This window comes from Streptococcus mitis, from assembly GCF_002096735.1.
GTDB classification, from domain to species: Bacteria; Bacillota; Bacilli; order Lactobacillales; family Streptococcaceae; genus Streptococcus; species Streptococcus mitis_CZ.
Window position 1 is genome coordinate 1 of record NZ_NCVC01000008.1, and the last position, 24,607, is coordinate 24,607.

Annotated in this window: 21 protein-coding genes; 7 read left to right on the top strand and 14 right to left on the bottom strand. The window is 42.8% G+C overall.

Annotated elements, in window-relative coordinates; genetic code table 11:
- Positions 1-84 precede the first annotated feature (84 nt).
- A complete protein-coding gene (locus B7703_RS00210; protein WP_084923151.1) occupies positions 85-1,476 on the bottom strand; it encodes a Cof-type HAD-IIB family hydrolase in 1,392 nt (463 codons plus the stop codon).
- A gap of 65 nt (positions 1,477-1,541) precedes the next feature.
- Between B7703_RS00210 and B7703_RS00215 the strand changes: the two genes are divergently transcribed.
- On the top strand, positions 1,542-2,504 hold the full coding sequence (locus B7703_RS00215; protein WP_084923153.1) for an asparaginase: 963 nt from the start codon (positions 1,542-1,544) through the stop codon (positions 2,502-2,504).
- A 203-nt stretch (positions 2,505-2,707) separates the two neighbouring features.
- Here B7703_RS00215 and ccpA read toward each other — a convergent pair whose 3' ends face one another.
- A complete protein-coding gene (gene ccpA / locus B7703_RS00225; protein WP_001090628.1) occupies positions 2,708-3,718 on the bottom strand; it encodes a catabolite control protein A in 1,011 nt (336 codons plus the stop codon).
- Positions 3,719-3,954: 236 nt separating this feature from the next.
- On the opposite strand from ccpA, the gene B7703_RS00230 reads away from it, so the two are divergent.
- A complete protein-coding gene (locus B7703_RS00230) occupies positions 3,955-4,272 on the top strand; it encodes a DUF960 domain-containing protein (RefSeq protein ID WP_000886035.1) in 318 nt (105 codons plus the stop codon).
- 198 nt (positions 4,273-4,470) lie between these two features.
- On the opposite strand, the gene folK is transcribed toward B7703_RS00230, so the two are convergent.
- The 6 genes from folK to B7703_RS00265 all read right to left on the bottom strand — a co-directional run bounded on the left by folK (position 4,471) and on the right by B7703_RS00265 (position 10,547).
- Positions 4,471-5,283 (bottom strand): 2-amino-4-hydroxy-6-hydroxymethyldihydropteridine diphosphokinase, encoded by an 813-nt coding sequence (folK, locus tag B7703_RS00240; RefSeq protein ID WP_084923159.1) that lies wholly within the window; start codon positions 5,281-5,283, stop codon positions 4,471-4,473.
- Positions 5,284-5,441: 158 nt separating this feature from the next.
- Positions 5,442-5,996: a GTP cyclohydrolase I FolE gene (folE, locus tag B7703_RS00245; protein ID WP_084923161.1), complete on the bottom strand. Its 555-nt coding sequence runs from the start codon at positions 5,994-5,996 to the stop codon at positions 5,442-5,444.
- The gene (locus tag B7703_RS00250) at positions 5,977-7,299 is read right to left on the bottom strand and encodes a bifunctional folylpolyglutamate synthase/dihydrofolate synthase (RefSeq protein WP_084923163.1); all 1,323 of its coding nucleotides are present in this window, start codon (positions 7,297-7,299) and stop codon (positions 5,977-5,979) included. The genes folE and B7703_RS00250 overlap by 20 nt, the downstream gene beginning before the upstream one ends.
- Before the next feature lies 1 nt (position 7,300).
- The gene (gene folP, locus B7703_RS00255; protein WP_192851939.1) at positions 7,301-8,275 is read right to left on the bottom strand and encodes a dihydropteroate synthase; all 975 of its coding nucleotides are present in this window, start codon (positions 8,273-8,275) and stop codon (positions 7,301-7,303) included.
- A gap of 93 nt (positions 8,276-8,368) precedes the next feature.
- Positions 8,369-9,076 (bottom strand): CPBP family intramembrane glutamic endopeptidase, encoded by a 708-nt coding sequence (locus tag B7703_RS00260; protein ID WP_049499884.1) that lies wholly within the window; start codon positions 9,074-9,076, stop codon positions 8,369-8,371.
- Between the two features lie 52 nt (positions 9,077-9,128).
- Positions 9,129-10,547: an NCS2 family permease gene (locus B7703_RS00265; protein WP_084923165.1), complete on the bottom strand. Its 1,419-nt coding sequence runs from the start codon at positions 10,545-10,547 to the stop codon at positions 9,129-9,131.
- 189 nt (positions 10,548-10,736) lie between these two features.
- Here B7703_RS00265 and B7703_RS00270 point away from each other — a divergent pair, with 189 nt between their 5' ends.
- The 5 genes from B7703_RS00270 to B7703_RS00290 all read left to right on the top strand — a co-directional run bounded on the left by B7703_RS00270 (position 10,737) and on the right by B7703_RS00290 (position 15,781).
- Positions 10,737-11,549, top strand: a complete 813-nt coding sequence (locus tag B7703_RS00270) for a Cof-type HAD-IIB family hydrolase (RefSeq protein WP_084923167.1) — start codon at positions 10,737-10,739, stop codon at positions 11,547-11,549.
- A 224-nt stretch (positions 11,550-11,773) separates the two neighbouring features.
- Positions 11,774-12,793 carry an alcohol dehydrogenase AdhP gene (adhP, locus tag B7703_RS00275; RefSeq protein ID WP_000649185.1) on the top strand — a complete coding sequence of 340 codons (1,020 nt, stop codon included), beginning with the start codon at positions 11,774-11,776 and terminating at the stop codon, positions 12,791-12,793.
- 234 nt (positions 12,794-13,027) lie between these two features.
- Positions 13,028-14,017, top strand: a complete 990-nt coding sequence (locus B7703_RS00280) for a PTS sugar transporter subunit IIB (protein ID WP_000021970.1) — start codon at positions 13,028-13,030, stop codon at positions 14,015-14,017.
- 25 nt (positions 14,018-14,042) lie between these two features.
- Positions 14,043-14,846 carry a PTS mannose/fructose/sorbose transporter subunit IIC gene (locus B7703_RS00285; protein WP_000022716.1) on the top strand — a complete coding sequence of 268 codons (804 nt, stop codon included), beginning with the start codon at positions 14,043-14,045 and terminating at the stop codon, positions 14,844-14,846.
- A gap of 23 nt (positions 14,847-14,869) precedes the next feature.
- The gene (locus B7703_RS00290; RefSeq protein WP_000136864.1) at positions 14,870-15,781 is read left to right on the top strand and encodes a PTS system mannose/fructose/sorbose family transporter subunit IID; all 912 of its coding nucleotides are present in this window, start codon (positions 14,870-14,872) and stop codon (positions 15,779-15,781) included.
- Between the two features lie 252 nt (positions 15,782-16,033).
- Here the strand turns inward: B7703_RS00290 and pepC are convergent, their stop codons facing one another.
- From pepC to B7703_RS00335, 6 genes are all read right to left on the bottom strand, one after another.
- Entirely contained in the window at positions 16,034-17,368 is a 1,335-nt protein-coding gene (pepC, locus tag B7703_RS00300) for an aminopeptidase C (RefSeq protein ID WP_023947023.1), read from the bottom strand.
- 111 nt (positions 17,369-17,479) lie between these two features.
- Positions 17,480-18,202, bottom strand: a complete 723-nt coding sequence (locus tag B7703_RS00310; RefSeq protein WP_023947021.1) for a pseudouridine synthase — start codon at positions 18,200-18,202, stop codon at positions 17,480-17,482.
- Between the two features lie 269 nt (positions 18,203-18,471).
- On the bottom strand, positions 18,472-18,702 hold the full coding sequence (locus B7703_RS00320; protein WP_000901572.1) for a GlsB/YeaQ/YmgE family stress response membrane protein: 231 nt from the start codon (positions 18,700-18,702) through the stop codon (positions 18,472-18,474).
- 9 nt (positions 18,703-18,711) lie between these two features.
- A complete protein-coding gene (locus B7703_RS00325; protein ID WP_084862025.1) occupies positions 18,712-19,953 on the bottom strand; it encodes an aminopeptidase in 1,242 nt (413 codons plus the stop codon).
- 21 nt (positions 19,954-19,974) lie between these two features.
- Complete coding sequence (locus B7703_RS00330) at positions 19,975-20,127, bottom strand: hypothetical protein (RefSeq protein ID WP_031237287.1); 153 nt, start codon at positions 20,125-20,127, stop codon at positions 19,975-19,977.
- An 18-nt stretch (positions 20,128-20,145) separates the two neighbouring features.
- Positions 20,146-24,537: a PolC-type DNA polymerase III gene (locus tag B7703_RS00335; protein WP_084923169.1), complete on the bottom strand. Its 4,392-nt coding sequence runs from the start codon at positions 24,535-24,537 to the stop codon at positions 20,146-20,148.
- Positions 24,538-24,607 lie beyond the last annotated feature (70 nt).

The window sequence follows — 24,607 nt, forward strand, 5'->3', positions numbered from 1 at the left end:
AAAATCAAATTCAAACCACGTCAACGTCGCCTTGCCGTACTCAAGTACAGCCTGCGGCTAGTTTCCTAATTTGCTCTTTGATTTTCATTGAGTATTATTTCTCTCTTTATGACGCTCATAAGCCTTGAGCTGGCGCTGCAGTTCCTTTTTAATGGCAGGTTCTGGAGCATATTTTTCTTCCCAATCATCTGGCTTTAAGATTTTGTGGGTCACTGGATCAAAATGAGCCTTGCCATCTGGAAAAATTTTCCCCATATTGGCCTGATGAACAATATCAAAAATACGTTCTGGGTCCACCCCCATCAAGACAAAACTACCGTAGGTAAAGTAAAGCGTGTCGATCAGGGCATCTACCTGACCTATCAAATCTTGCTGAGCAGGCGTCTTCTTAGCCACTTTATCGGCCGCCTTATCAAGAGCTTGATGAAGTTGCGATAGAGCTCGACCAAAGTCCTCTTCAGAAGGACTGGCAGCTCTAACAAATTCCACCAATTCTTCTATTTTAAAGCCAGCCCTGTGGGTTGCACCTTCTAAATCCCAAGCTCGTGGTTCTTCTTGGGTTCGTTCATCCATCATGTGGTGGAAGGTCTTGACCTTATTGAAATGATAGTCACGGCTGACAAAGACTTTTTCTGAAGCTAGAACACCAAAATGTTCCAGGGCCTTGTGGATTCCGTCTTGCTGATTACTAGTGGTAATGTGCTTAGCAACTTCCTTGACACTGCTACTACCATTTCCCATAGCGACCGACATACCAACACCTGCAAGCATTTCAAGGTCGTTATCTGAATCACCAAAGGCCATGACTTGGTTGAGATCAAAACCATATTCTTTCCCGACTCGGCGTATGCCTTCCAACTTAGAGTTTCCTTGATTGATAACATCCGCTGCAAAAGGATTGCTACGTGTCAATTTCAAGTCTTCAAAATCAGCTGCTGCCTTCTCAGATTCTTCTGGCGTCATCAGCATCAAAACTTGGTAGATAGGCTGATTCATCAGATCAAGCAGGTCTTCTTCCTTTTGGGGAACAACCTTGCTGACCATACGATTAAAGGAATGACTCACTGTCCGAGTTAAAACAGAGGGAACGAAGCGACTGATTCGTTGGGAAAAAGAACCCAAACCAAAAGACATGATTTTGGAACCCAACATGGCATCCTTGGTCCCTAGGGCAATCTCCTTGCCCTCTTTTTTAGCATAAGTAATGAGGTGACGCAAATGTAACTTGGAAATTGGGCTCGTGAACAAGACTCTGTCTTTAGTAAAGATATACTGGCCATTGTAGGTTACCGCAAAGTCCAGGTCCAAATCGTCCATCAATTCCTTAACAAAAAAAGGTCCTCGTCCTGTCGCTACGCCGACAAGCACCCCTTGTTCTTTGACAATCTTAATCGCGTCCTTAGTGGATTTCAAAACACTCTTGCGATCGTTGACCAAGGTTCCGTCGATATCAAAAAAAACCGCTTTGACTTCCATCCTATCCCAATCTCCCCTTTTGTGATACAATGATTATACCACATTTCAGAAAGAGTGAGTAAATCATGTCTAAGAAAATCCTTGTTTTACATACGGGTGGAACTATTTCCATGCAAGCCGATGCTTCTGGCGCTGTTGTGACTAGTTCAGATAATCCCATGAACCATGTGTCCAACCCACTTGAAGGAATCCAAGTCCACGCCTTGGACTTTTTTAACCTGCCAAGCCCCCATATCAAACCCAAGCATATGCTGGCCCTCTACCAGAAAATTAAAGAGGAAGCTGCTAACTACGATGGAGTGGTAATCACACACGGGACCGATACTTTAGAGGAAACAGCCTATTTCCTTGATACCATGGAAGTTCCCCATATGCCTATCGTTCTAACAGGGGCCATGCGCAGCTCAAATGAACTCGGCAGTGATGGTGTTTATAATTATCTGAGTGCTTTAAGGGTGGCTAGCGATGACAGGGCTGCTGACAAAGGAGTTTTGGTCGTTATGAACGATGAAATCCACGCTGCCAAGTATGTCACCAAAACACATACGACCAACGTCGGTACCTTCCAGACCCCAACACATGGCCCCCTTGGTCTCATCATGAAACAGGAAATACTCTACTTTAAAACAGCTGAGCCCCGTGTCCGCTTTGACCTTGATCACATACAAGGATTGGTCCCTATCATCTCGGCTTATGCCGGTATGACAGATGAGCTAATTGATATGCTGGATTTGGAACAATTGGACGGTTTGATTATCCAAGCCTTCGGGGCGGGCAATGTTCCCAAAGAAACGGCTCAAAAATTAGAAAGCCTTCTACAAAAAAGAATCCCAGTCGCCCTTGTTTCACGATGCTTTAACGGTATTGCAGAACCTGTTTATGCCTACCAAGGTGGGGGCGTGCAGTTGCAAAAAGCAGGTGTCTTCTTTGTTAAAGAACTCAACGCCCAAAAAGCCCGTTTGAAACTCCTCATCGCCCTCAATGCCGGACTAACCGGACAGGCTTTGAAAGACTATATGGAAGGGTAAACCTCTTCGAAAATCTCTTCAAACCGCGTCAACGTCGCCTTACCGTATGTATGGTTACTGACTTCGTCAGTTCTATCTGCAACCTCAAAGCAGTGCTTTGAGCAACCTGCGGCTAGCTTCCTAGTTTGCTCTTTGATTTTCATTGAATATAATTCCCTCCTCTAAAAACAAATCAGGAAATCTCCACGATTCCCTGATTTTTTCTATTTACGTTTTCGTGTTGAGCGACGTTCTGTCAAACCATGAGGTAAGAGAACTTCACGTTCTTCCAACTCTTCCTTGTGCATAATCTTAGTCAGCATACGCATGCTAATAGCACCAAGGTCATAAAGAGGTTGGGCGATAGTTGTCAAGTTTGGACGGGTAAAGCGTGAGACTTGCGAATCATCACTAGTAATGATTTCAAATTCTTCTGGTACTGACACACCCTTATCAGCAAGGCCGTTCAAGACACCTGCTGCCAACTCATCACCTGTTACAACTGCTGCAGTTGCGTTTGATGAAATCAAGCGTTCTGCCAAGGCATAACCGTCTTCATAAGTGTATTTAGACTCAAATACCAATCCTTCGCTATAAGAAATCCCTGCTTTTTTCAAGGCTTCCTTGTAGCCAACCAAACGAACCTTACCATTGATATCATCCACTAGTGGACCGCTAACGAAAGCAATGCGCTCATTTTCTTTAGCAAGGTAGGTTACTGCATCAATCGTTGCTTGTTTGTAGTCAATATTGACACTTGGAAGCTGATGTTCTACATCCACAGTTCCTGCAAGAACAACTGGTGTTCGAGAACGAGAAAACTCTGAACGAATTTTTTCAGTCAAGTGGTAGCCCATAAAGATGATACCATCCACTTGCTTAGAAAACAGGGTATTGACAACTGAAACTTCCTTGTCATCATCCTCATCACTATTGGCAAGGACGATATTGTACTTGTACATTTCAGCGATATCGTCAATCCCTTTAGCAAGCGTTGAGAAATAGCCATTGGTAATATTGGGGATCACCACACCGACAGTGGTTGTCTTTTTACTTGCAAGACCACGCGCCACAGCATTTGGACGGTAATCCAAACGATCAATCACCTCAAGCACTTTTTTACGAGTATTCTCTTTTACATTCTTATTGCCATTGACTACACGGCTAACCGTCGCCATTGAAACTCCTGCTTCACGGGCGACATCATAAATCGTTACTGTATCGTCTGTATTCATTCCATTTCCTTTCTATATCATACCTCACGAGACTCCAAAAAAGAGACGGTATGAAAATTTCGTTTTCATGATTCCACTTATTCCATTTTATCACTATTTGTAAACACTTTCAAGCGTTTTTTGAAGATTATTTGAAAAAATTTCATAGGAAGCTATGTTTATGAAGAAAAAATCACCTTTTCTTGATTTTTAATCCTATTTGCTGTATGATAAGGGAAAAGAAAGGGGGAAGAAATATGGCTTTTACCAATACCCACATGCGGTCAGCTAGTTTTGGCATTGTTACCAGCTTGCCTGATGACGTTATTGACTCATTTTGGTATATCATCGACCATTTCTTAAAAAATGTCTTTGAATTGGAAGAAGAACTCGAGTTTCAATTGCTCAATAACCAAGGAAAAATTACCTTCCACTTCTCAAGTCAACACCTCCCTACAGCCATTGATTTTGACTTTAACCATCCCTTTGACCCTCTTTATCCCCCGAGAGTTCTGGTTTTAGATATGGACGGTAGAGAAACTATCCTCCTCCCAGAAGAAAATGACCTATTTTAATACTCAATGAAAATCAAAGAGCAAACTAGAAAGCTAGCCGCAGGTTGCTCAAAGCACTGCTTTGAGGTTGTAGATGAAACTGACGAAGTCAGTAACCATATGTACGGTAAGGCGACGCTGACGTGGTTTGAATTTGATTTTCGAAGAGTATAAAAACTCTAGCCTTCAGTTGCAAGTGACTGAAAACTAGAGTTTTTTCTATTTTTTCAAAGCATCATACAAGTTGCGGATCGGTTGCTTTAAGGTAGGATGGATAAAATGAGGCGCAATTTCTTGAAGAGATTCAAGGACAAAAAGGCGTTCCGCTATGTAAGGATGAGGCAAGATGAGGTCGTCTGTATAAAGGATCTGGTCCTCCACAAAGAGCAAGTCCAAATCAATCAAACGAGGTCCCCAATGCACTTCTCTAACCCTTCCCATCTCTGACTCAATGGCTAGTAAGGTATCTAACAAGACTGGGGCGGGCAACCAGGTTTCCACCTCAACCACTTGATTAGCAAAGCTATCTTGCTCCACACCACCCCAAGGCTCCGTCGCTAAGACACTGGACTCTTTGAGAATATGGATGCCACGAGCTCGCAGTTTGTCAATGGCTTGCTCCAAGTTTGCTTGCTTATCCCCCATATTGCTTCCTAGGGCGATAAAGGCCCGTTGCTTGCGGCGATGGATGGTCACCGAACAAGTATCTAGTGGCAAATGCACTGGCGCCCAAGGCTTTTTCAATTCCAACTCAATCTCTTGGACAAGAGGATAAGCCTCAAAGGTACGTTCTACCAATTTATAGGCTACCGTTTCAATCAAATCCTCACTCGTTTCCTGAAACCAAGACGTCCACTGCTGACACAGTTCTCCATAATGGACAGAAGCTGTTAAATCCAAGTCTGTAGCTGCCTTGGTCATATCATAGGATAGGATGGCTGAAACGACAAACTTCTGCCCCAATTCTTTCTCACTAGGAAACAGACCATGGTAGGCAAAAATTTCCAAATCTTTAATCTGCAGTTGATCCATAATGATTCCTTTCTAGAAAAATCCGCTTCAAGCGGATTCTTTTTATACTCAATGAAAATCAAAGTGCAAACTAGGAAGCTAGCCGCAGGCTGCTCAAAACACTGTTTTGAGGTTGCAGATGGAAGCTGACGTGGTTTGAATTTGATTTTCGAAGAGTATTATAGTCCCATTAAACGATAAGCCTGATTTCGGAGGTCCTTATCTGTTTCAAATAGACCACGAGCTACTGTCGTCAAGGTTGCAGTGCCTGGTTTTCTGACACCTCGCATGCTCATACACATATGTTCCGCCTCAATGACAACAAAGGCTCCTTTAGCATCTAGATAGTCCATCAAGGCGTCGGCCACTTCGATATTCAAACGTTCTTGAATTTGTGGTTTTTTCGAATAAACTTCAACCGTACGGGCTAGCTTAGACAAACCTGCTACACGGCCATCTGGAATGTAGGCAATATGTGCTTTCCCATAAAATGGTAGAAAGTGGTGTTCACACATAGTATGGAAAAAGATATCCTTTTCTACCACCATATTATCGTCAATAATCTCAAAGGATTTTGACAAATGTTCCTCCGCTGTTTGACCAAGACCTGAAAAAATCTCTTGGTACATACGAGCCACACGAGCAGGTGTTTCCTGCAAGCCCTCGCGGTTAGCGTCCTCTCCTACAGCTTCGATAATCATTTTTACAGCTGCTTCAATCTTTTGTGTATCCATTCTCGTTCTTCCTCTCCATCAGATAGGACCTCACTTGGCTCAAGAAATACAAGGAACCCGTGACAATCCTAACTGTTTTTTTCTCTTCTTTTTTATCTGTCAATTTCTGCTCTAGAAAATCCTGCCAACCTTGGTAGCTGAGATTTCTAGACCTAACTGCCTCTTTCAGCATGCTTTCATCAGTCGCCCGACTATCGTCAAAATGGGTCAAGGTAAGCTCGGTATCTGGTAGTGTCCCCAGCAAGTCCAACATATCCTCCAAGGCCTTGGTTTTGATACAGGTAAATAGGATTTCCTTATGATAATCTGCAAAACGTTCTTGCAAGGTTGCTAATAAAGCCTTAATAGCATGGGGATTGTGGGCTCCATCCAAAATCATCAAGGGATCTCTTGACACGATTTCCAAACGCCCTGGCCAACTTGTTTCTTCCAAAGCTTGAGCAAGCAAGTGATTGCTTGCTAGCTCTCGACCATCTTCTTGACAAAAAGTATCAAGTAAAGCTATGGCCATCCCAGCATTCTCTATCTGGTGCAAACCAAGCAGGCCAGTCTGGAAGCGACCTTGTCTGACAACACTTGTATAGTCAAAGACTTCACCCGTAACCACACTCTTTTGATGACTAACTTGATAATCTGCCCCATAGGCAATTCTCGGCGCATTTTTTGCTTCTGCAATAGAGTCAATCACAGCTAGCGCTTCTGGAGCAATGCAACCTGTTACCGAAGGAATACCTTGTTTGATAATACCAGCTTTATGCTCTGCTATGACTTCCAAGGTGTCACCAAGTAGGGCTACATGGTCCAATCCAATAGTCGTAATTCCTGTCAAAATGGGCTGACAGACATTGGTACTATCCAAAAGACCACCCATACCCACTTCTATGATAGCCACATCTACTTGCTCTGAGGCAAAGTAATCATAGGCTATAGCTGTAATTATTTCAAACTCAGTTGTCCCCTGCAAATTGGTAGCCGATTCCCCTTCCAACAAAGACTGATAGTCTGCCATGAGGGCTTCTAGTCTAGCTTCTGGGATAGATTCCCCATTGATGCTAATCTGATCTGTGTAATGAATGAGATAGGGCGAGCTGAAAACACCAACTCTCAGCCCTAGCTTTTCTAGCATATTTTTCAAAAAAGCAATGGTCGAACCCTTGCCATTGGTTCCTCCAATATGGATGACCTTGAGTTTGAGATGGGGATTGCCACGCAAAGCTAACAGTTCCACCATTCGTTCCAAGCCAAAATGCGGTTGATCCGTCCGGTAGTTAGCAATCCACTGATTATTTTCAAATTCTTTCATCTTATTTATATTGTTTTAAATCTAGATTTTCCGCTTCATCAGCCAGACGAATAGCGGAGGCAATTTCAACTGCCATCCTGTGACTAGCTACATCATGCACGCGCACCACTTCCACACCCTGTCTCGCAGCGATACTGGTTACATGAGCAGAGGCCGTGTCCCGATTGCGGAAACCATGTTCTGTCTCAGGATTGACTTCAAAACCATTCTCTTCTAGGATATTGATGACAAACCGCTTGCGCGACACTCCGAGAAAGATTGGATATCCTTTCTGATGTAGTTTATCCAGATCCCGTAAAAGAAGCAGATTTTCTTTCTTGGTCAGACCAAAGCCAATTCCTGGATCCAACAGGATATTTTCTTGTGCGATTCCAGCTTGATTCGCTCTCGCTAAGGCTCTGTCAAAGAAAGCCTCCATCAAGTCTTCGATTGGCAATTTTTCGAAGTCAGCTAACTCTTCCTCTGTAAAAGCTTGATTAAATCCAAAATGAGGAAATATGAGCGAGCTAGGATGCTGAGGTCGCGCCATGACTGGATTAAACATAATGACTACTTTCGCACCAGCCTTAGCAACCACATGGGCCATTTTCTCATCACCCATGAAACCAGTGATATCATTGACTAGATTGGCACCAGCAGCCAAAGCAGCCTCTGCTACCTGACTCTTCCAAGTATCAATAGAGATGAGGACATCACTTTCCTTGCGAATCGCTTTAATCACTGGAACAACACGCTGGATTTCCTCTTCTATCTCAACATAGCTGCTTCCCGGCCGAGTCGATTCTCCGCCGATATCTAGCATACTAGCCCCTTCTGCTATCAATTTACGAGCCTGCTGGAGTGCTTGCTCAAGAGCAAAAAATTGACCACCGTCCGAAAAGGAGTCTGGGGTTACATTGATAATTCCGCAAATAGCTGTCTTTGCATGATTGGCTTTACTTGACATATCGTTCACTCCCTCAAGGCTTTTCATCATATTATTTCTCTATTTTACCATAAAAAGAAAAAGATGGACACGATTGCATTCATCTTTTTCCCAGTAGAAACAAGTAAGCAATTGTCAAAAATCTTAAACAGATATCCCTAATGTCCGACTCAAAATCACCACGAGAGCCAACAAACAGAAAGCAACCCCATTCACAATCATGTGAAGTAAGATAGACATTTCCAAACGTTGGGTCTTGTAAGCCGTCCAAGATAGAACAATCGACATACCTCCATAAATCAATAAAGAAGGTAAATTACTTGGTTGATGCAATAAAGCAAACACAATCGTACCGACTACAAATCCCAAGTTCTCTTTTCCTCGGAAAATCTTTTTAGGAATAATCCCACGGCACAAGATTTCCTCACAAATCGGAGCAAGCAAGGCCAGTAAGAAGAAACTGGAAATCAGAGAACTATTCTGAACCATATCGTTAATCTGAGACTGGTTACTTGTTGTCGTCTCATTTGACAGTTGTAACAAGATAGAACCAAGTATATTTGACCCGATAATAACTAAATAACTCAAGCCCAAACGTGCCAAATCCTTCGCTCTAAAAAAAGAAAAATTAAAACTTGCTAATTGCGTTTTACGAGCTCCAAAAATAAATAGTGCCAAAACTACAATCGAAATACCAGCAACTATCAGTCCTGACTGCAACAGTGGTACTGCATTTAAAGTTAAAATAGCAGTAACCCCTATAGGAATCTGATATAAAATTGTCGCCAGCAAAAAGATTAACAGCCAACCTGCACGATTCAATAATTCTTTCCACATATTTTTCTCTTTCATCACCCATCTCCTTTATATTAAAAAAGGGGGAAAATCCCCCTGGGTTATCCTATTATAAGGCCATACTGATGTAGTTAAGGATAAACAAGGCATCCAAAATCCAAATCATGACATGAACATCTTTAGCTTGACCTTTAACAAGCTTAGTCAAAGTGTAAGTCAAGAAACCAACTGCAATCCCTTGAGTGATAGAGTAGCTGAATCCCATAAAGATAGATGTGAAGAAAGCAGGAACCGCTTCAGACATATCATCCCAATGGATATTTTTCAAGCTAGCCAACATCATAATCCCAACGATAATCAAGATTGGAGCTGTAGCGGCTGTTGGTACAATCGCTAGAAGTGGGCTAAAGAAGCTTGAGATCGCAAAACAGATTGCCACGACCAAGGCTGTCAAACCAGTACGTCCACCTGCACCGATACCAGCAGCAGACTCGACATAAGTCGTTACGTTCGAAGTACCAGCGATGGCACCAATTGAAGTACCAATCAAGTCAGAGTAAAGAGCCTTATCCAACTTAGCTGATTGGTGGTTTTCACCATTTGTCGCTACGATACCAACTTTTTCACCTGTACCGATCAAGGTACCAATTGTATCAAAAATATCTGTCAATGAGAAGGCAAGAATAGCCATCAGAGTTTCAGGCAAGCGAGCTGTATCTGAAATCAAAGCTCCCAAACCTTCTGAACCAAGAGCTGCACCAAAGACTGTCTTCAAATCTTCAAAGGCTGCACCAACATGGTTATTAGCAAAATCGATGCTTGACAAATCTACCAAACCAACTGCGATAGCAAGAATAGTTGTTGTCAAGATAGAGAGGATAATTCCCCCTTTAATTCCTTTGATAACAAAGAAGATTGTAATGGCCAGTCCTGCAAGTGCCACCAAAACAGCTGGGTTATTAAAGTCAACCAATCCTGGAACTGCTGAAGAGTTTGCTGCAATCGTTGCTTTAGCTTTGTCAGCCCCTTCTCCTACAACAGTATAGTTACCTGGATCGATCGTAAATTTCAAAAATCCAGCATTCTTAATTCCTACGTAGGCAAGGAAGACACCGATACCAGCTGAAATAGCTGAGCGAAGAGCATTTGGAATCGATTCAATGATCATTTTACGAACATTTGTCAAGGTAATAATCAATGAGATAATCCCACAGATGAAGACCATAGCTAGGGCTTCTTGCCAAGAATAACCAAGTCCAAATACGACTGTAAAGGTAAAGAAAGCATTCAGCCCCATACCTGGCGCTTGGGCATAAGGTAAGTTAGCGTAGAAGGCCATCATCAGGGTACCAGCAACTGCACCGATAATCGTTGCGAGGAATACACCCTGAGCAGGCATTCCTGTTTGCGAAAGAATTTGTGGGTTTACAAAGAGAATATAACTCATTGCAAAGAAAGTTGTTAAACCAGCGAGAACCTCTGTACGAACGTCTGTACCGTTCTCTTTTAGTTTAAATAATTTGTCCATTATTAATCTCCTTTTAATTTTTACGAACAATAATAGAATTATATCATTTATCATTCACTTTTTCAATATCTTTGTTTGATTTATTTAAGAATTTGATGAAATTTCATTTTTTGTTTGGAATCTGCTTTTCTGCCTGCTTTCTGTTATAATAGAAGACATCTTATCTGAAAAGACACTAGAAAGGTCCCTATGACGAAAAAAATTATTGCAGTTGACCTGGATGGAACCCTGCTCAACTCAGACAGTCAAATTTCTGACTTTACCAAAGAAACCATTAAAAAAGTTACTGAAAAAGGCCATCAAGTTATTATTACGACAGGACGCCCTTACCGAATGTCAAAAGATTTTTACCGTGAACTAGGCTTAAACACTCCTATGATTAATTTCAACGGCTCCCTTACTCATTTACCAGACCAAGTTTGGGATTTTGAAAAGTGTTTGACTGTAGACAAAAAATATCTTTTAGATATGGTTCGACGTTCAGAGGACATTCAAGCCGATTTTATCGCTGGAGAATACCGTAAAAAATTCTACATTACAAATCCTAATGAAGAAATTGCCAATCCTAAACTATTTGGTGTAGAAGCTTTCCATCCTGAAGATCAATTTCAGCCTGAGTTGGTGACCAAGGATCCTAACTGTATCCTATTGCAGACCAGAGCCAGTGACAAGTATGCCTTGGCAAAAGAAATGAATGCCTTCTATCAGCATCAACTTTCTATTAATACCTGGGGTGGACCTCTCAATATCCTTGAATGTACCCCAAAAGGTGTCAATAAGGCCTTTGCTTTGGACTACTTGCTCAAGGTAATGAACCGTGACAAAAAAGATTTGATTGCCTTTGGAGATGAGCACAATGATACTGAAATGCTAGCTTTTGCTGGGAAAGGTTATGCAATGAAAAATGCCAATCCTGAGCTACTCCCCTATGCGGATGAGCAAATCTCACTGACCAACGACCAAGACGGGGTTGCCAAAACCCTGCAAGATTTATTCTTATAGTTCATTCTGACCAGCTTGCAAGCTGGTCTTTGTGCTCTTTTCACAGTCTCATCAACCAGTTAATCGATTGTTCTACTTTTTGCCTCCAAAACCTTGGAAAAGGCTTTCTTTTGTGATATAATTCACATATAAAAACAAGAGAGCTCGTCATACTCGACTCTGTTGACACAAAATCAATCCAGTCCCGTTGTCCCTGTTCTCGGTCAATATAAAGGAGGATAGCTATGAAAGCTGTTGTTGTAAATCCAGAAAGCACTGGTGTTGCTGTTGAAGAAAAAGTACTCCGTCCACTTGAAACTGGGGAAGCACTTGTAGAAATTGAATACTGTGGTGTTTGCCACACTGACCTCCACGTTGCTCATGGTGACTTTGGTCAAGTACCAGGACGTGTTCTTGGCCACGAAGGTGTCGGTATCGTTAAGGAAATTGCTCCAGATGTGAAAAGCCTTAAAGTCGGCGACCGCGTCAGCGTTGCTTGGTTCTTTGAAGGATGTGGTACTTGCGAATACTGTACAACTGGCCGTGAAACTCTTTGCCGTACAGTAAAAAATGCCGGCTACTCAGTAGACGGTGGTATGGCTGAACAATGTATCGTAACAGCAGACTATGCTGTTAAAGTTCCTGACGGACTTGATCCAGCCCAAGCCTCTTCTATCACATGTGCTGGTGTAACAACCTATAAAGCTATTAAAGAGGCCAAAGTTGAACCAGGCCAATGGGTTGTTCTTTACGGTGCTGGTGGACTTGGTAACCTAGCTGTTCAATACGCTAAAAAAGTATTCAATGCTCATGTTATCGCAGTTGATATCAACAATGACAAACTTGCCCTTGCAAAAGAAGTAGGCGCTGACATTGTGATTAACGGCCTCGAAGTTGAAGATGTACCTGGACTTATCAAGGAAAAAACTGATGGAGGTGCTCACTCAGCTGTCGTAACTGCTGTGTCTAAAGTTGCCTTCAACCAGGCTGTTGACTCAGTTCGTGCCGGTGGTCGCGTCGTCGCTGTTGGTCTTCCTTCTGAAATGATGGAACTCAGCATCGTCAAAACCGTTCTAGATGGGATCCAAGTCATCGGTTCTCTTGTAGGAACTCGTAAAGACTTGGAAGAAGCCTTCCAATTCGGTGCAGAAGGTTTAGTAGTTCCAGTTGTTCAAAAACGTCCAATAGAAGATGCCGTAGCCATTTTCGACGAAATGGAAAAAGGTCAAATCCAAGGACGTATGGTACTCGATTTCACCCACTAATCTAATAAAAACCTATTTTAAAAGTTGGAATACGCTTCCAACTTTTTTATATTAAATTTTTAAATAAGGATTCAAAAAAACTTCTCTAAAACTCAATATATCAATATTTTCAGATGTAATCTTTTTAATTATTTTATGATAAATAGTTGATTTTTAGATGAAAACGGTTTATACTTAAAAAGTCTTAAAGTTTTCTTAAACGAAAACTAAAACAAAAAAGGAGGAATGACAATAATGAGTATCGGAATCATTATTGCGAGCCACGGCGAATTTGCTGCGGGTATTCATCAGTCAGGATCTATGATCTTTGGTGAACAAGAAAAGGTTCAAGTTGTAACCTTTATGCCAAATGAAGGTCCTGATGATCTATACGCTAAGTTTAATAACGCTGTTGCTGCATTTGACGCAGAAGATGAGGTTCTAGTTTTGGCTGACCTTTGGAGTGGATCTCCATTTAACCAAGCTAGCCGCGTGATGGGAGAAAATCCTGAGCGTAAGTTTGCCATCATCACAGGACTTAATTTACCGATGTTAATTCAAGCCTACACAGAGCGCCTCATGGACGCTGCTGCAGGTGTAGAAAAAGTCGCTGCGAATATTATTAAAGAAGCCAAAGATGGCATCAAAGCTCTTCCAGAAGAGCTAAACCCAGTTGAGGAAGTAGCAAGCGCTGCAGCTGCTCCAGTTGCCCAAGCTGCTATCCCAGAAGGAACTGTCATCGGAGACGGTAAACTCAAAATCAACCTTGCCCGTCTAGACACTCGTTTACTTCACGGTCAGGTTGCAACTGCTTGGACTCCAGATTCAAAAGCAGACCGTATCATCGTTGCTTCAGATAACGTAGCTAAAGACGAATTACGTAAAGAATTGATTAAACAAGCAGCTCCAGGTAAAGTGAAAGCAAACGTTGTTCCTATCCAAAAACTAATCGACGTTGCAAAAGATCCTCGCTTCGGAGAAACACATGCCCTTATCTTGTTTGAAACACCTCAAGATGCCCTTCGTGCTATCGAAGGTGGCGTGCCAATCAAAACTCTTAATGTTGGATCAATGGCTCACTCAACTGGTAAAACAATGGTTAACAACGTTTTGTCTATGGATAAAGAAGACGTTGCTACATTTGAAAAAATGCGTGACCTTGGTGTTGAATTTGATGTACGTAAAGTACCAAACGACACCAAAAAAGATTTGTTTGACTTGATCAACAAAGCAAACGTGCAATAATCGATTTTATGAAAGGATTTTAAAGATGTCTATTATTTCTATGGTTTTAGTAGTCGTTGTAGCCTTCCTAGCAGGTCTTGAAGGTATCCTCGACCAGTTCCAATTCCATCAACCAATCGTAGCTTGTACCCTTATCGGTCTTGTTACTGGTAACCTTGAAGCAGGGATTATCCTTGGTGGTTCTCTTCAAATGATCGCCCTTGGTTGGGCTAACATCGGAGCTGCCGTAGCTCCTGACGCTGCTCTTGCCTCTGTTGCTGCTGCCATTATCATGGTTCTTGGTGGCGACTTTACTAAGACAGGTATCGGTGTTGCCCAAGCGGTTGCTATCCCTCTTGCAGTTGCTGGTCTATTCTTGACTATGATTGTCCGTACACTCTCTGTCGGATTGGTTCATACTGCTGATGCTTCTGCTAAAAAAGGTGACTTCAAAGCAGTTGAACGTGCTCACTTTGTCGCACTTCTTCTTCAAGGTCTTCGTATTGCAGTCCCTGCAGCACTCCTTCTAATGGTACCAACTGAAACAGTACAAAGCATTCTAAATGCTATGCCTGATTGGCTCAAAGATGGTATGGCTATCGGTGGTGGTATGGTTGTTGCCGTTGGTTACGCTATGGTTATCAACATGATGGCAACTCGTGAAGTATGGCCATTCTTCGCTATCGGTTTCGTGCTTGCTGCCGTGTCAGATATTACTCTAATCGGATTTGGTGCTATCGGTGTTGCTATCGCTCTTATCTACCTTCACCTTTCTAAAACTGGTGGAAACGGTGGCGGTGGAGCCGCAACTTCTAACGACCCAATCGGCGATATCCTAGAAGACTACTAAGATAAGAAAGGACTGAAAACATCATGACTGAAAAACTTCAATTAACTAAATCAGATCGTAAAAAAGTTTGGTGGCGTTCAACTTTCTTACAAGGTTCTTGGAACTATGAACGTATGCAAAACTTGGGTTGGGCTTACTCATTAATTCCAGCTCTTAAAAAACTCTACACTAAAAAAGAAGATCAAATCGCTGCTCTTGAACGCCATCTTGAGTTCTTCAACACTCACCCATACGTAGCCGCTCCAATCATGGGGGTTACTCTTGCACTTGAAGAAGAACGTGCTAACGGTGTTGAAATTGATGACGCTGCTATCCAAGGGGTTAAAATCGGTATGATGGGACCTCTTGCTGGTATCGGTGACCCAGTATTCTGGTTTACAGTACGCCCAATCCTTGGATCACTCGGTGCTTCACTTGCCCTTACTGGTAATATCTTAGGTCCAATCCTCTTCTTCGTTCTTTGGAACTTGATTCGTATGTCATTCTTGTGGTATACACAAGAGATTGGATACAAGGCTGGATCAGAAATCACTAAAGATATGTCTGGCGGTATCCTCCAAGACATCACTAAAGGAGCTTCTATCCTTGGTATGTTCATTCTTGCTGTCCTTGTTCAACGTTGGGTAAATATTAAATTTGCTTTCGATGTTGCCAAAGTTCAACTAGATGAAAAGGCTTATATCCATTGGGATAAATTGCCAGAAGGATCTAAAGGTATTCAAGAAGCATTCGCACAAGTAGGACAAGGATTGTCTCAAACACCTGAAAAAGTTACTACTTTCCAACAAAACTTGGATATGTTGATCCCTGGACTATCAGGACTACTCCTTACTCTCCTTTGCATGTACTTGCTTAAGAAAAAAGTATCTCCAATCACTATTATCCTTGCACTCTTCGCAGTGGGTATTGTGGCACATGTTCTTCACATCATGTAATCAAGCAACTTAAAAGGAATCAGGTTCTAAAATCTGATTCCTTTTTTCTATACTTTTATACTCAATGAAAATCAAAGAGCAAACTAGGAAGCGAGCCGCAGGCTACTCAAAGCACTGCTTTGAGGTTGTAGATAGAACTGACGAAGTCAGCTCAAAACACTGTTTTGAGGTTGCAGATGAAACTGACGAAGTCAGTAACCATACATACGGCAAGGCGAAGCTGACGTGGTTTGAAGAGATTTTCGAAGAGTATTATTCTGCCAAGGCTCCCATTGGATCCCAAGGTGCGAGTACAATTGGTTCTGCTTCATAGGCAGCTTGTTCTTCTGCTGTCAGCAATTCCTTACGGACAACGATTTGGTATGTGTATTCGTCCATCCAAGCGTCTGAGGCAACAAAGTAACCATCGGTACCAACCTTGTCTCCCCATGAGTTTTCAACCTTCCACTTGGTTGATTTGCCATTTTCATCCAAATCAACACCTGTCAAGACCATAGCGTGGGTCATCAAGCTTTCGCTGTAGTCCAAACGTCCAGCCTTGTCTTGAGTGAGTTTAATGTCCATGCTTGATTCAAAGTCATAAACATCTGTCGCAAGGATTCCAGCTTTACGGTTGCTGAGCTGACCGACATCTGAACCAAACCAAACAGTCTCACCTGCTTGCATTTGAGCAATCGCCAATTCTTTCAAGCGCTCCATCGGTACGTTGATGTAGCGAACTGCACGGCTGCCAACCACATTTCCCAACATCTCAACTGTGTAAGATTGGCCGTAAGGCTTGTCAGCAGTTGGAGCATTGATAACAGAAACATAGTCTTCTAGAGGAAGATTGACATATTTCTTGTAAAACTCTTGTGGTGTGATGCCCTTTTCGCTTTGGTAGTTGTTATCCTTATCACGATAAGCAAAGTCAAATTTACGTGGTGGAAGTCCTAAAGACATAGCAAGAAAGTTAAAGATTTCTTGCAAAAGATCTTCTTTCTTAGCTTGAACAGTCGCTTGGTCTGCGCCAGAAGCAAGCAAGTCACGCAAGATTTGAGCATCTTGACGAAGCAATTTGTTGAGAATGGCATTTAGCTCACGACTGCTGCTAGATGAAACTGACTCTGGATAAACAGACTTAGGAACGACACCATATTTCTCAAAGAGAGAAACGACCATATCCCATTGACCGCCATCTTGTTGTGGAGTTTGGAGTAGGAATTTAACCTTACGGCTCGTCAAATCTTGGTCTGCAGTCGCAATGACTTGCTCCAAGAACCAGTTGGATTTCTCATACTTGTCCCAGAAGAAGGTGTGGGCCTGTGACAACTCAAAATTTTCCAATTTATATTGTGAAATGAGTTTGTGGCGGAAGGTGTTGAGAGCTGCAAACATCCAGCAACGACCAGATGCTTTCTGGTTAGTAACCTTGTCCTTGGTCAAATCCAATGAGAAAACAGGGGTGTTGTCTACATGGCTTTGGCGACGTTCTAGGGCTGCAAAAATTCCGTTGTGGCTGGCAGCATTTTCAATCGCTTGGTATTTTACATTTGCTTCATAATTGGCAAATAGTTTATCAGTAAATGATTCTTGAATCGCGTTCATAGATTCCTCCTTTTATTCTACAGTCTATTATAACTCTTTTCACAAAGGAAGCAACTGAAAAACATAAAAGGCAAGGACATTCTCCCTCACCTTTTTCGAAAACAAACCAAACTAAGCAATACTTGCAAGGAGAACCTCTAATTCTTCCTTGGTCAAGCGACGCCATTCTCCTCGCTGCAAGTTCTCATCCAATACTAGAGTTCCCATAGTCAAGCGTTGCAAGTCTACTACTTCCTTGCCACAGTAGCCCACCATACGCTTGACCTGATGAAACTTCCCTTCTGCAATGGTCACACGGATTTGGCTTTGATTTTTTTCTGTATCTATGGACACAAGCTCCAGTTTAGCGGGCTGACAGGTAAAATCCTTAAGAGGAATTCCCTTGGCAAATGTCTCCACATCTTCTTGGGTCATCATTCCCTTGACCTGAGCCAGATAAGTCTTGTACACATGACGCTTGGGCGAAAGAAGAGCATGAGCCAGCTGACCATCATTGGTCAAGAGTAAAAGACCATGCGTGTCAATATCCAAGCGTCCTACTGGGAAAACTTCCTTGCTCCGAGCAATATCATCTAGCAAGTCCAGAACGGTTCTATGTTTGGGATCCTCAGTCGCTGAGATAACTCCTTGGGGCTTGTTCATCATGTAGTAGACAAACTCTTCATACTCCAACACTTGCCCATCAAAGCGAATCTCATCTCTTTCTTCATCAATCTGCAATTTAGCCGACTTTTCTTTTTTACCATTTACCGTCACGCGCCCAGCCTTGAGCAAGTTTTTGACCTCTGTCCGGCTCCCCACAGCGCAGGCAACTAAAAATTTATCTAATCTCATAGAACTATTATATCACACTCAAAAGGAGGCTGGTACAATGACCAACCTCCTTTTCGTTTCATACTCTTCAAAAATCTCTTCAAACCGCGTCAACGTCGCCTTGCCGTATGTATGGTTACTGACTTCGTCAGTTCTATCTGCAACCTCAAAACAGTGTTTTGAGCTGGCTTCGTCAGTTCTATCTGCAACCTCAAAGCAGTGCTTTGAGCAACCTGCGGCTAGTTTCCTAGTTTGCTCTTTGATTTTCATTGAGTATCAGATTTAGGAAATTAACTTCCTCGTCTCCAGAAAATCGCTAAGACAATCATGGAACCTAGTACTGCCGGAATAATGGCAGTTCCTGCTATTATCGGTCCCCAAGTCCCAAAAAGCAAATGGCCTATAAAGGCACCAATCCATCCGAGAAACATTTTTCCAAAGCATCCCATTCGCTCTCCACGATTGGTTAGAGTACCTGCTAAAAATCCCACTAGGAGACCAACGAACATACTTCCTAACATATTATCTCCTTAATTTGCCCAATCTCCGTTACGGAAGAGTGGTACACGTGTCCCATCCTCACGGATACCATCGATATCCATTTGGTTAGAACCAATCATAAAGTCTACGTGAACATCTGAAAGGTTAAGTCCCGCAGCTTCAAGCTCTTCTTCACTCATCTCTGCTCCACCAACGACGCTAGTCGCATAGGCTGCACCAATAGCCAAGTGATTTGAAGCATTCTCATCGAAGAGGGTGTTGAAGAAGGTAATTCCTGACTGAGAAATTGGGCTTGGATCCGGTACCAAGGCACATTCACCCAAGGCACGCGCACCCGCATTTTCAAATACAAGATCTTTCATAACTTGATCACCCTTCTCAGCAGTGATATCTACGATTTGTCCATCCTTAAAGGTCACCTTAATACCTTCAATGATATTTCCGTTATAGCTAAGCGGTTTTGTAGAAGTGACATAACCATCTGCGCGACGGAAGTCAGGCGCTGTGAAAACTTCCTCTGTCGGCATATTTGGCAAGAATCCTTCGCCCTGTGCATTGATAGCACCAGCTGATTCCCAAACATGGTTCTTCGGCAAGCCAAGGATCAAATCGGTTCCTGGCGCTGAGTAGTGAAGGGCTGAAAATTGTTCTTTATTGAGCATATCGGCCTTACTCTTGAGAATAGCTGCATGCTCTTCCCAAGCCTTAACAGGATCTTCTTCATAGACTCGGCAAGTTTTGAAGATTTGATCCCAAAGGAGATCGACTGCTTCTTCATCGCTCGCAGCATTTGGAAAGACTTTCTTAGCCCACTCGAGTCCAGCAGCGGCTGCTACAGTCCAACTAACCTTGTTGGATTGAGTTGCGATACGCATTGGCTTCATAGCAAGTCCCATAGCTTTAGCAGAAGCTGATAGCTTGTTAGCATCCACTCCGTTCAAGGCACCTGGATCAGATGAGCGAACTCCAAGACGGCTAGCCTTGTTTTCCAAGAGATAGTTCATCTCAGCAATCTTGTATTCTGGCACATTGTCCAGACGCTCCATTGGCGCATGGAGGAATTTCTCACGGTTAATGACATCATCTGTCCATTGAACGATAACCTCATGCGCACCCAAAGCATAAGCTTCTTTGACAATTAAGTGAGCCAACTCACGTTGCTCCACATCGATAGAGAGAGCCAAAGTGTGACCAGGTTGCACGTTGATTCCGTTCGCAACCAACAATTTCGCATATTTTTCTAGATTTTCTTTAAAATTTGGTAAAACCATGTTGTTTTCTCTTTTCTATTTTTATTTTTCTTTCAAAGCAGAGAATAATCCTGCTAAAGCAATGGAACCTGACAAGAGTGCTGTTGATAGAAGAATTGTCTGATCAGCAATTTCTAATTGATATTCAAATACTTTCTCAGCCGGCTTATCTTCCGCAAAAATTCTTAGTTTCATCTTTTTTCCTCCAAGACCTTAAAACAACTCATCAAACAAACTCAACTGATTATCCTCTGGCATATTGCCCAGAATTCCCATTTCATCCATTTTTTCAACCAAGGTTGATGAGAGTCCACCACGCTTGCGTAGTTCTGTTTTAGAGAGGAATTCTCCCTCTTCACGCGCTCGCACCAACTGCTTAGCAACGTTCTCTCCCAGACCATCCATTGCTACAAATGGTGGAATCAGTGTATCTCCGTCAATGATGAATTCAGTCGAATCACTACGGTAAAGGTCTAACTTCCCAAACTTGAAACCACGTTCCCACATTTCATTAACAATCTCAAGAGTTGTATAGAGGTCAATTTCCACATTAGATGCTTCATTGTTCTTCCGTTTTTCAGCAATTTCTTCCATTCTACGCTTGATAGCATCTAAGCCCGCACCCATGGTCTTGATATCAAAAGCCTTAGCACGGATGGAGAAGTAAGCACAGTAATAATAAATGGGATGGTGAACCTTGAAGTAGGCCACACGCAAGGCCATCATAACGTAGGCTGCCGCATGGGCTTTAGGGAACATATACTTGATTTTCCCACAAGACTCGATATACCACTCTGGCACCTTGTTGGCCTTCATGGCTTCGATATAGCCATTTCGCTCCTCTTCGGAAATCTTCAACCATAAGCCCTTACGTACCCGTTCCATGATGGTAAAGGCCATCTTAGGTTCGAGACCAGCATGCATGAGGTAAACCATGATATCGTCCCGACAACCAATAACGGTTGATAGGTCAGCAATCCCTTGCTTAATCAAATCTTGGGCATTTCCCAACCACACATCGGTACCGTGGGACAGACCTGAGAGCTGAAGCAACTCCGCAAAAGTCGTCGGATGCGTCTCATCTACCATCCCACGTACAAAGTTGGTTCCAAATTCTGGAATCCCCAGCATGCCCGTCGGTGTTCCGATTTGTTCAGGAGTCACCCCTAGCACATCAGTCCCAGAGAAGAGGGCCATCACGCCTTCGTCATCCATAGGGATTTCATTAGGATCAATCCCAGACAAATCCTGCAATTTCCGAATCATGGTCGGATCATCATGTCCCAGTACATCAAGTTTGAGGACGTTCTCATCGATATCGTGGAAGTTAAAGTGAGTCGTTTGCCATTCAGCCGTCACATCATCCGCTGGATACTGGACAGGCGTAAAATCGTAAACATCCATGTAGTTAGGAATAACAACGATTCCCCCCGGGTGTTGTCCCGTAGTTCGCTTGACACCAGCCGCACCTTGGGCGAGGCGCTCCACCTCTGCATCACGATAAAACTTCCCGTAATCTCTCTCATAGCCCTTTACAAATCCATAGGCAGTCTTAGCAGCCACCGTACCAACCGTTCCTGCACGGAAGGCATATTCTTCACCAAAGATATCACGCACATCCAAGTGGGCGCTAGGCTGGTCTTCTCCCGAGAAGTTCAAGTCAATATCAGGAACCTTGTCTCCATCAAAACCAAGGAAGGTCTCGAACGGAATATCCTGGCCATTTTTACTGAGTTTGTGACCACATTTTGGACAGTCCTTATTGGGCATATCAAAACCGGAACCATAAGAACCATCGGTGATAAACTCGCTGTACTGACACTGACCACAGACATAGTGAGGAGAGAGAGGATTAACCTCCGTAATCCCAATCATAGTCGCAACGAAACTAGAACCAACAGATCCACGAGAACCAACCAAGTAGCCCCGTTCATTAGAGCGTTGCACCAGCATCTGCGAGGCCAGATAAATCACAGCAAATCCATTCCCCAGAATAGAAGTCAATTCTTTTTCAATCCGCAAATCAACAATATCTGGCAGCGGATTTCCATAAATCTCAAAAGCTTTCTTGTAGGTTAATTCAGCGACCGTTTCTTCAGCCTTATCGATAAACGGCGTGTACAAGTCACCCTTAACCACCTCAACCGGTTCAAAAATTTCTGCCAAAGCATTGGGATTTTCAATAACCAGTTTCCGAGCTAAATCTTCTCCCAAGAAGGCAAATTCATCCAACATCTCATTGGTAGTTCTAAAATGAGCTTTTGGCAGAGGAGCTGGTTGGGCATGTTCGCCGTGACCAATGGTACGGTTAATCATCGCTCCCTGACCCAAACTACGGACGATAATTTCACGGTAAATCTCTTCTTCCGGTTCGATATAATGGACATTTCCCGTAGCCAAAACTGGCTTGCCAAGGCGGTCTCCAACCTCTATTAAACTCTTGATAATAGTCTGGAGTTCATCCATATCCTTGACCTGCTCCTTAGCAATCAATGGCGCATAGATAGCAGGTGGCATAACCTCGATAAAGTCATAATACTTGGCCACCTCAACCGCCGCATCTACACCTTGGGAAACAACCGCGTCAAAAACTTCACCTTCTGCACAGGCTGAGCCTAAAATCAAGCCCTCCCGATGGGCATCTAGAACCGTTCTCGGAATTCGTGGCACCCCTTCAAAGTATTTGGTATTGGACAAAGAAACCAACTTAAAGATATTTTTTAGACCTACCTGATTCTTGACATAAATGGTCGCATGCTTGATTCGAGCTTTTTTATAAGAATCTGGACTAACCAAATCAATATTGAGTCTAGCTAAATCCGTCACACCATGTTTTTCTGCTACCTCTTTGATAAAGATGAAAAGCAGACGACCAGTAGCTTCCGCATCGTAATTGGCCATGTGGTGATGTTCCAAAGCCACACCAAAACGCTTGGTCAAAGGCCCCAAACCATGACGTTTATACTCAGGATAGAGATTTCTAGCAAACTCGAGCGTATCAATAACTGGCTGACTAATCTTTGGCAGACCATGACGTTCATAGTTGGCATTCATAAAGCCAACGTCAAAGGTGGCATTGTGGGCGACTAGGACCGTATCCTTACAAAATTCTTGGAATTCTTGCAAAACTTGTTCCAGTGGCTTGGCATTTTTGACATGATCATCTGTAATTCCAGTCAACTCAGTAGTAAAAGCTGACAAGGGATGCCCAGGATTGATAAATTCATCAAATTCAGCAATGACATTCCCCTTGTACATCTTAGAAGCTGCAACCTGAATCAAGTCATTATAGATAGCTGAAAGTCCTGTCGTTTCCACGTCAAAGACCACGTAGGTCGCTTCTGACAAGTCCATCTCCACTTCGTTATAGACGATAGGGACACGGTCCTCCACGATATTGGCTTCCATTCCATAGATTAGCTGGATTCCCGCTTTCTTAGCAGCCTTATAGCCGTGTGGGAAGGACTGGACATTCCCATGGTCCGTGATGGCAACCGCCTTGTGTCCCCACTTAGCAGCTGTCGCAACGATTTCTTCGACCTCTGGCAGAGCATCCATAGTCGACATGTTAGTATGAGCATGAAACTCAACTCGACGCTCTCCTTCTGGCATCAAATCCTTCCGCTCATAGTGAACAACTTCCTGCACATCCTGTACGTTCATAGTCAAATCACGTGTGAAGTTATTCATCTCCACATTCCCACGAACTCGGAGCCAAGAATTTTTCTTAATTAGGTCAAACTTCTGGGCCTCTTCCTCGTTCTTAACCCACTTTTGCATAGAAAAACTTGAAGTGTAGTCAGTCATTTTAAAGTTGATCAAAACACGCCCTGTTCTGGTCACTTTTTGCTCCACATCAAAAACAACCCCTTCAAAGACCAGACGATTTTCCTCCGTCGTCACTTCGATCATAGGAGTAATCTCTGCCTTATCCAGCTTGGGTTTAGCTGCAGCTTTTTTAGCTTGAAAATCAAAGGATGGTTTCTCTTCCGCTGGAGGAGGTGCCATCTGTTCTAGTTGTTCCATAGCACGGAGCGCTTCCTCATTGGCCGCTTGAACAATCTGCTCATTTTCAGCTTGAAAGGCTTCTTCCTGCTCATGAGTCAGCATATCATTCTTCTCTACTTGACAGTTAAAAGTTGGAAATCCAAATTTTTCAAGTTGTTTCGCTAAATTAGGAAGGTGATTCTTCTTAAAGTGTTCCTTATCAATCGCCTCGGAACCTTCAATAAAGAGTTGGTTGCCCTCCGCACGAACTTGCAAATTTTGATAAAGGGACTTAAAACCTTGACTCGAACACGGACCTTCAGAAAAAGCCTCTCTATAATAGGCCTGTAAGAGCTGATTTGAAAATTCTTGAGACAGAGCCTTGATTTCGAAAACAGCTTTATTGCCTGTCTTAGAAAATTCTTCGCTCAAACCTTTCTTTAATTCTAAAAAGATTTCAATCGGTAAAATATTAGAAAATACGAAATGAAACTCCCATACCTTACTAATTTTATGAACCACAACTCGCTCAATATCGGCCTGTGCTAAAGCAGGAGCCTGTCTCATTTCAGCAGGCATCCCCAATTGATTCATCAAAATTTCAAAACTATTTGACATTCATTTTCCTCACATTATTCTCCTACTATTTTACCATATTTAGAAGTATTTTCTAAAGACAAAAGGAAGC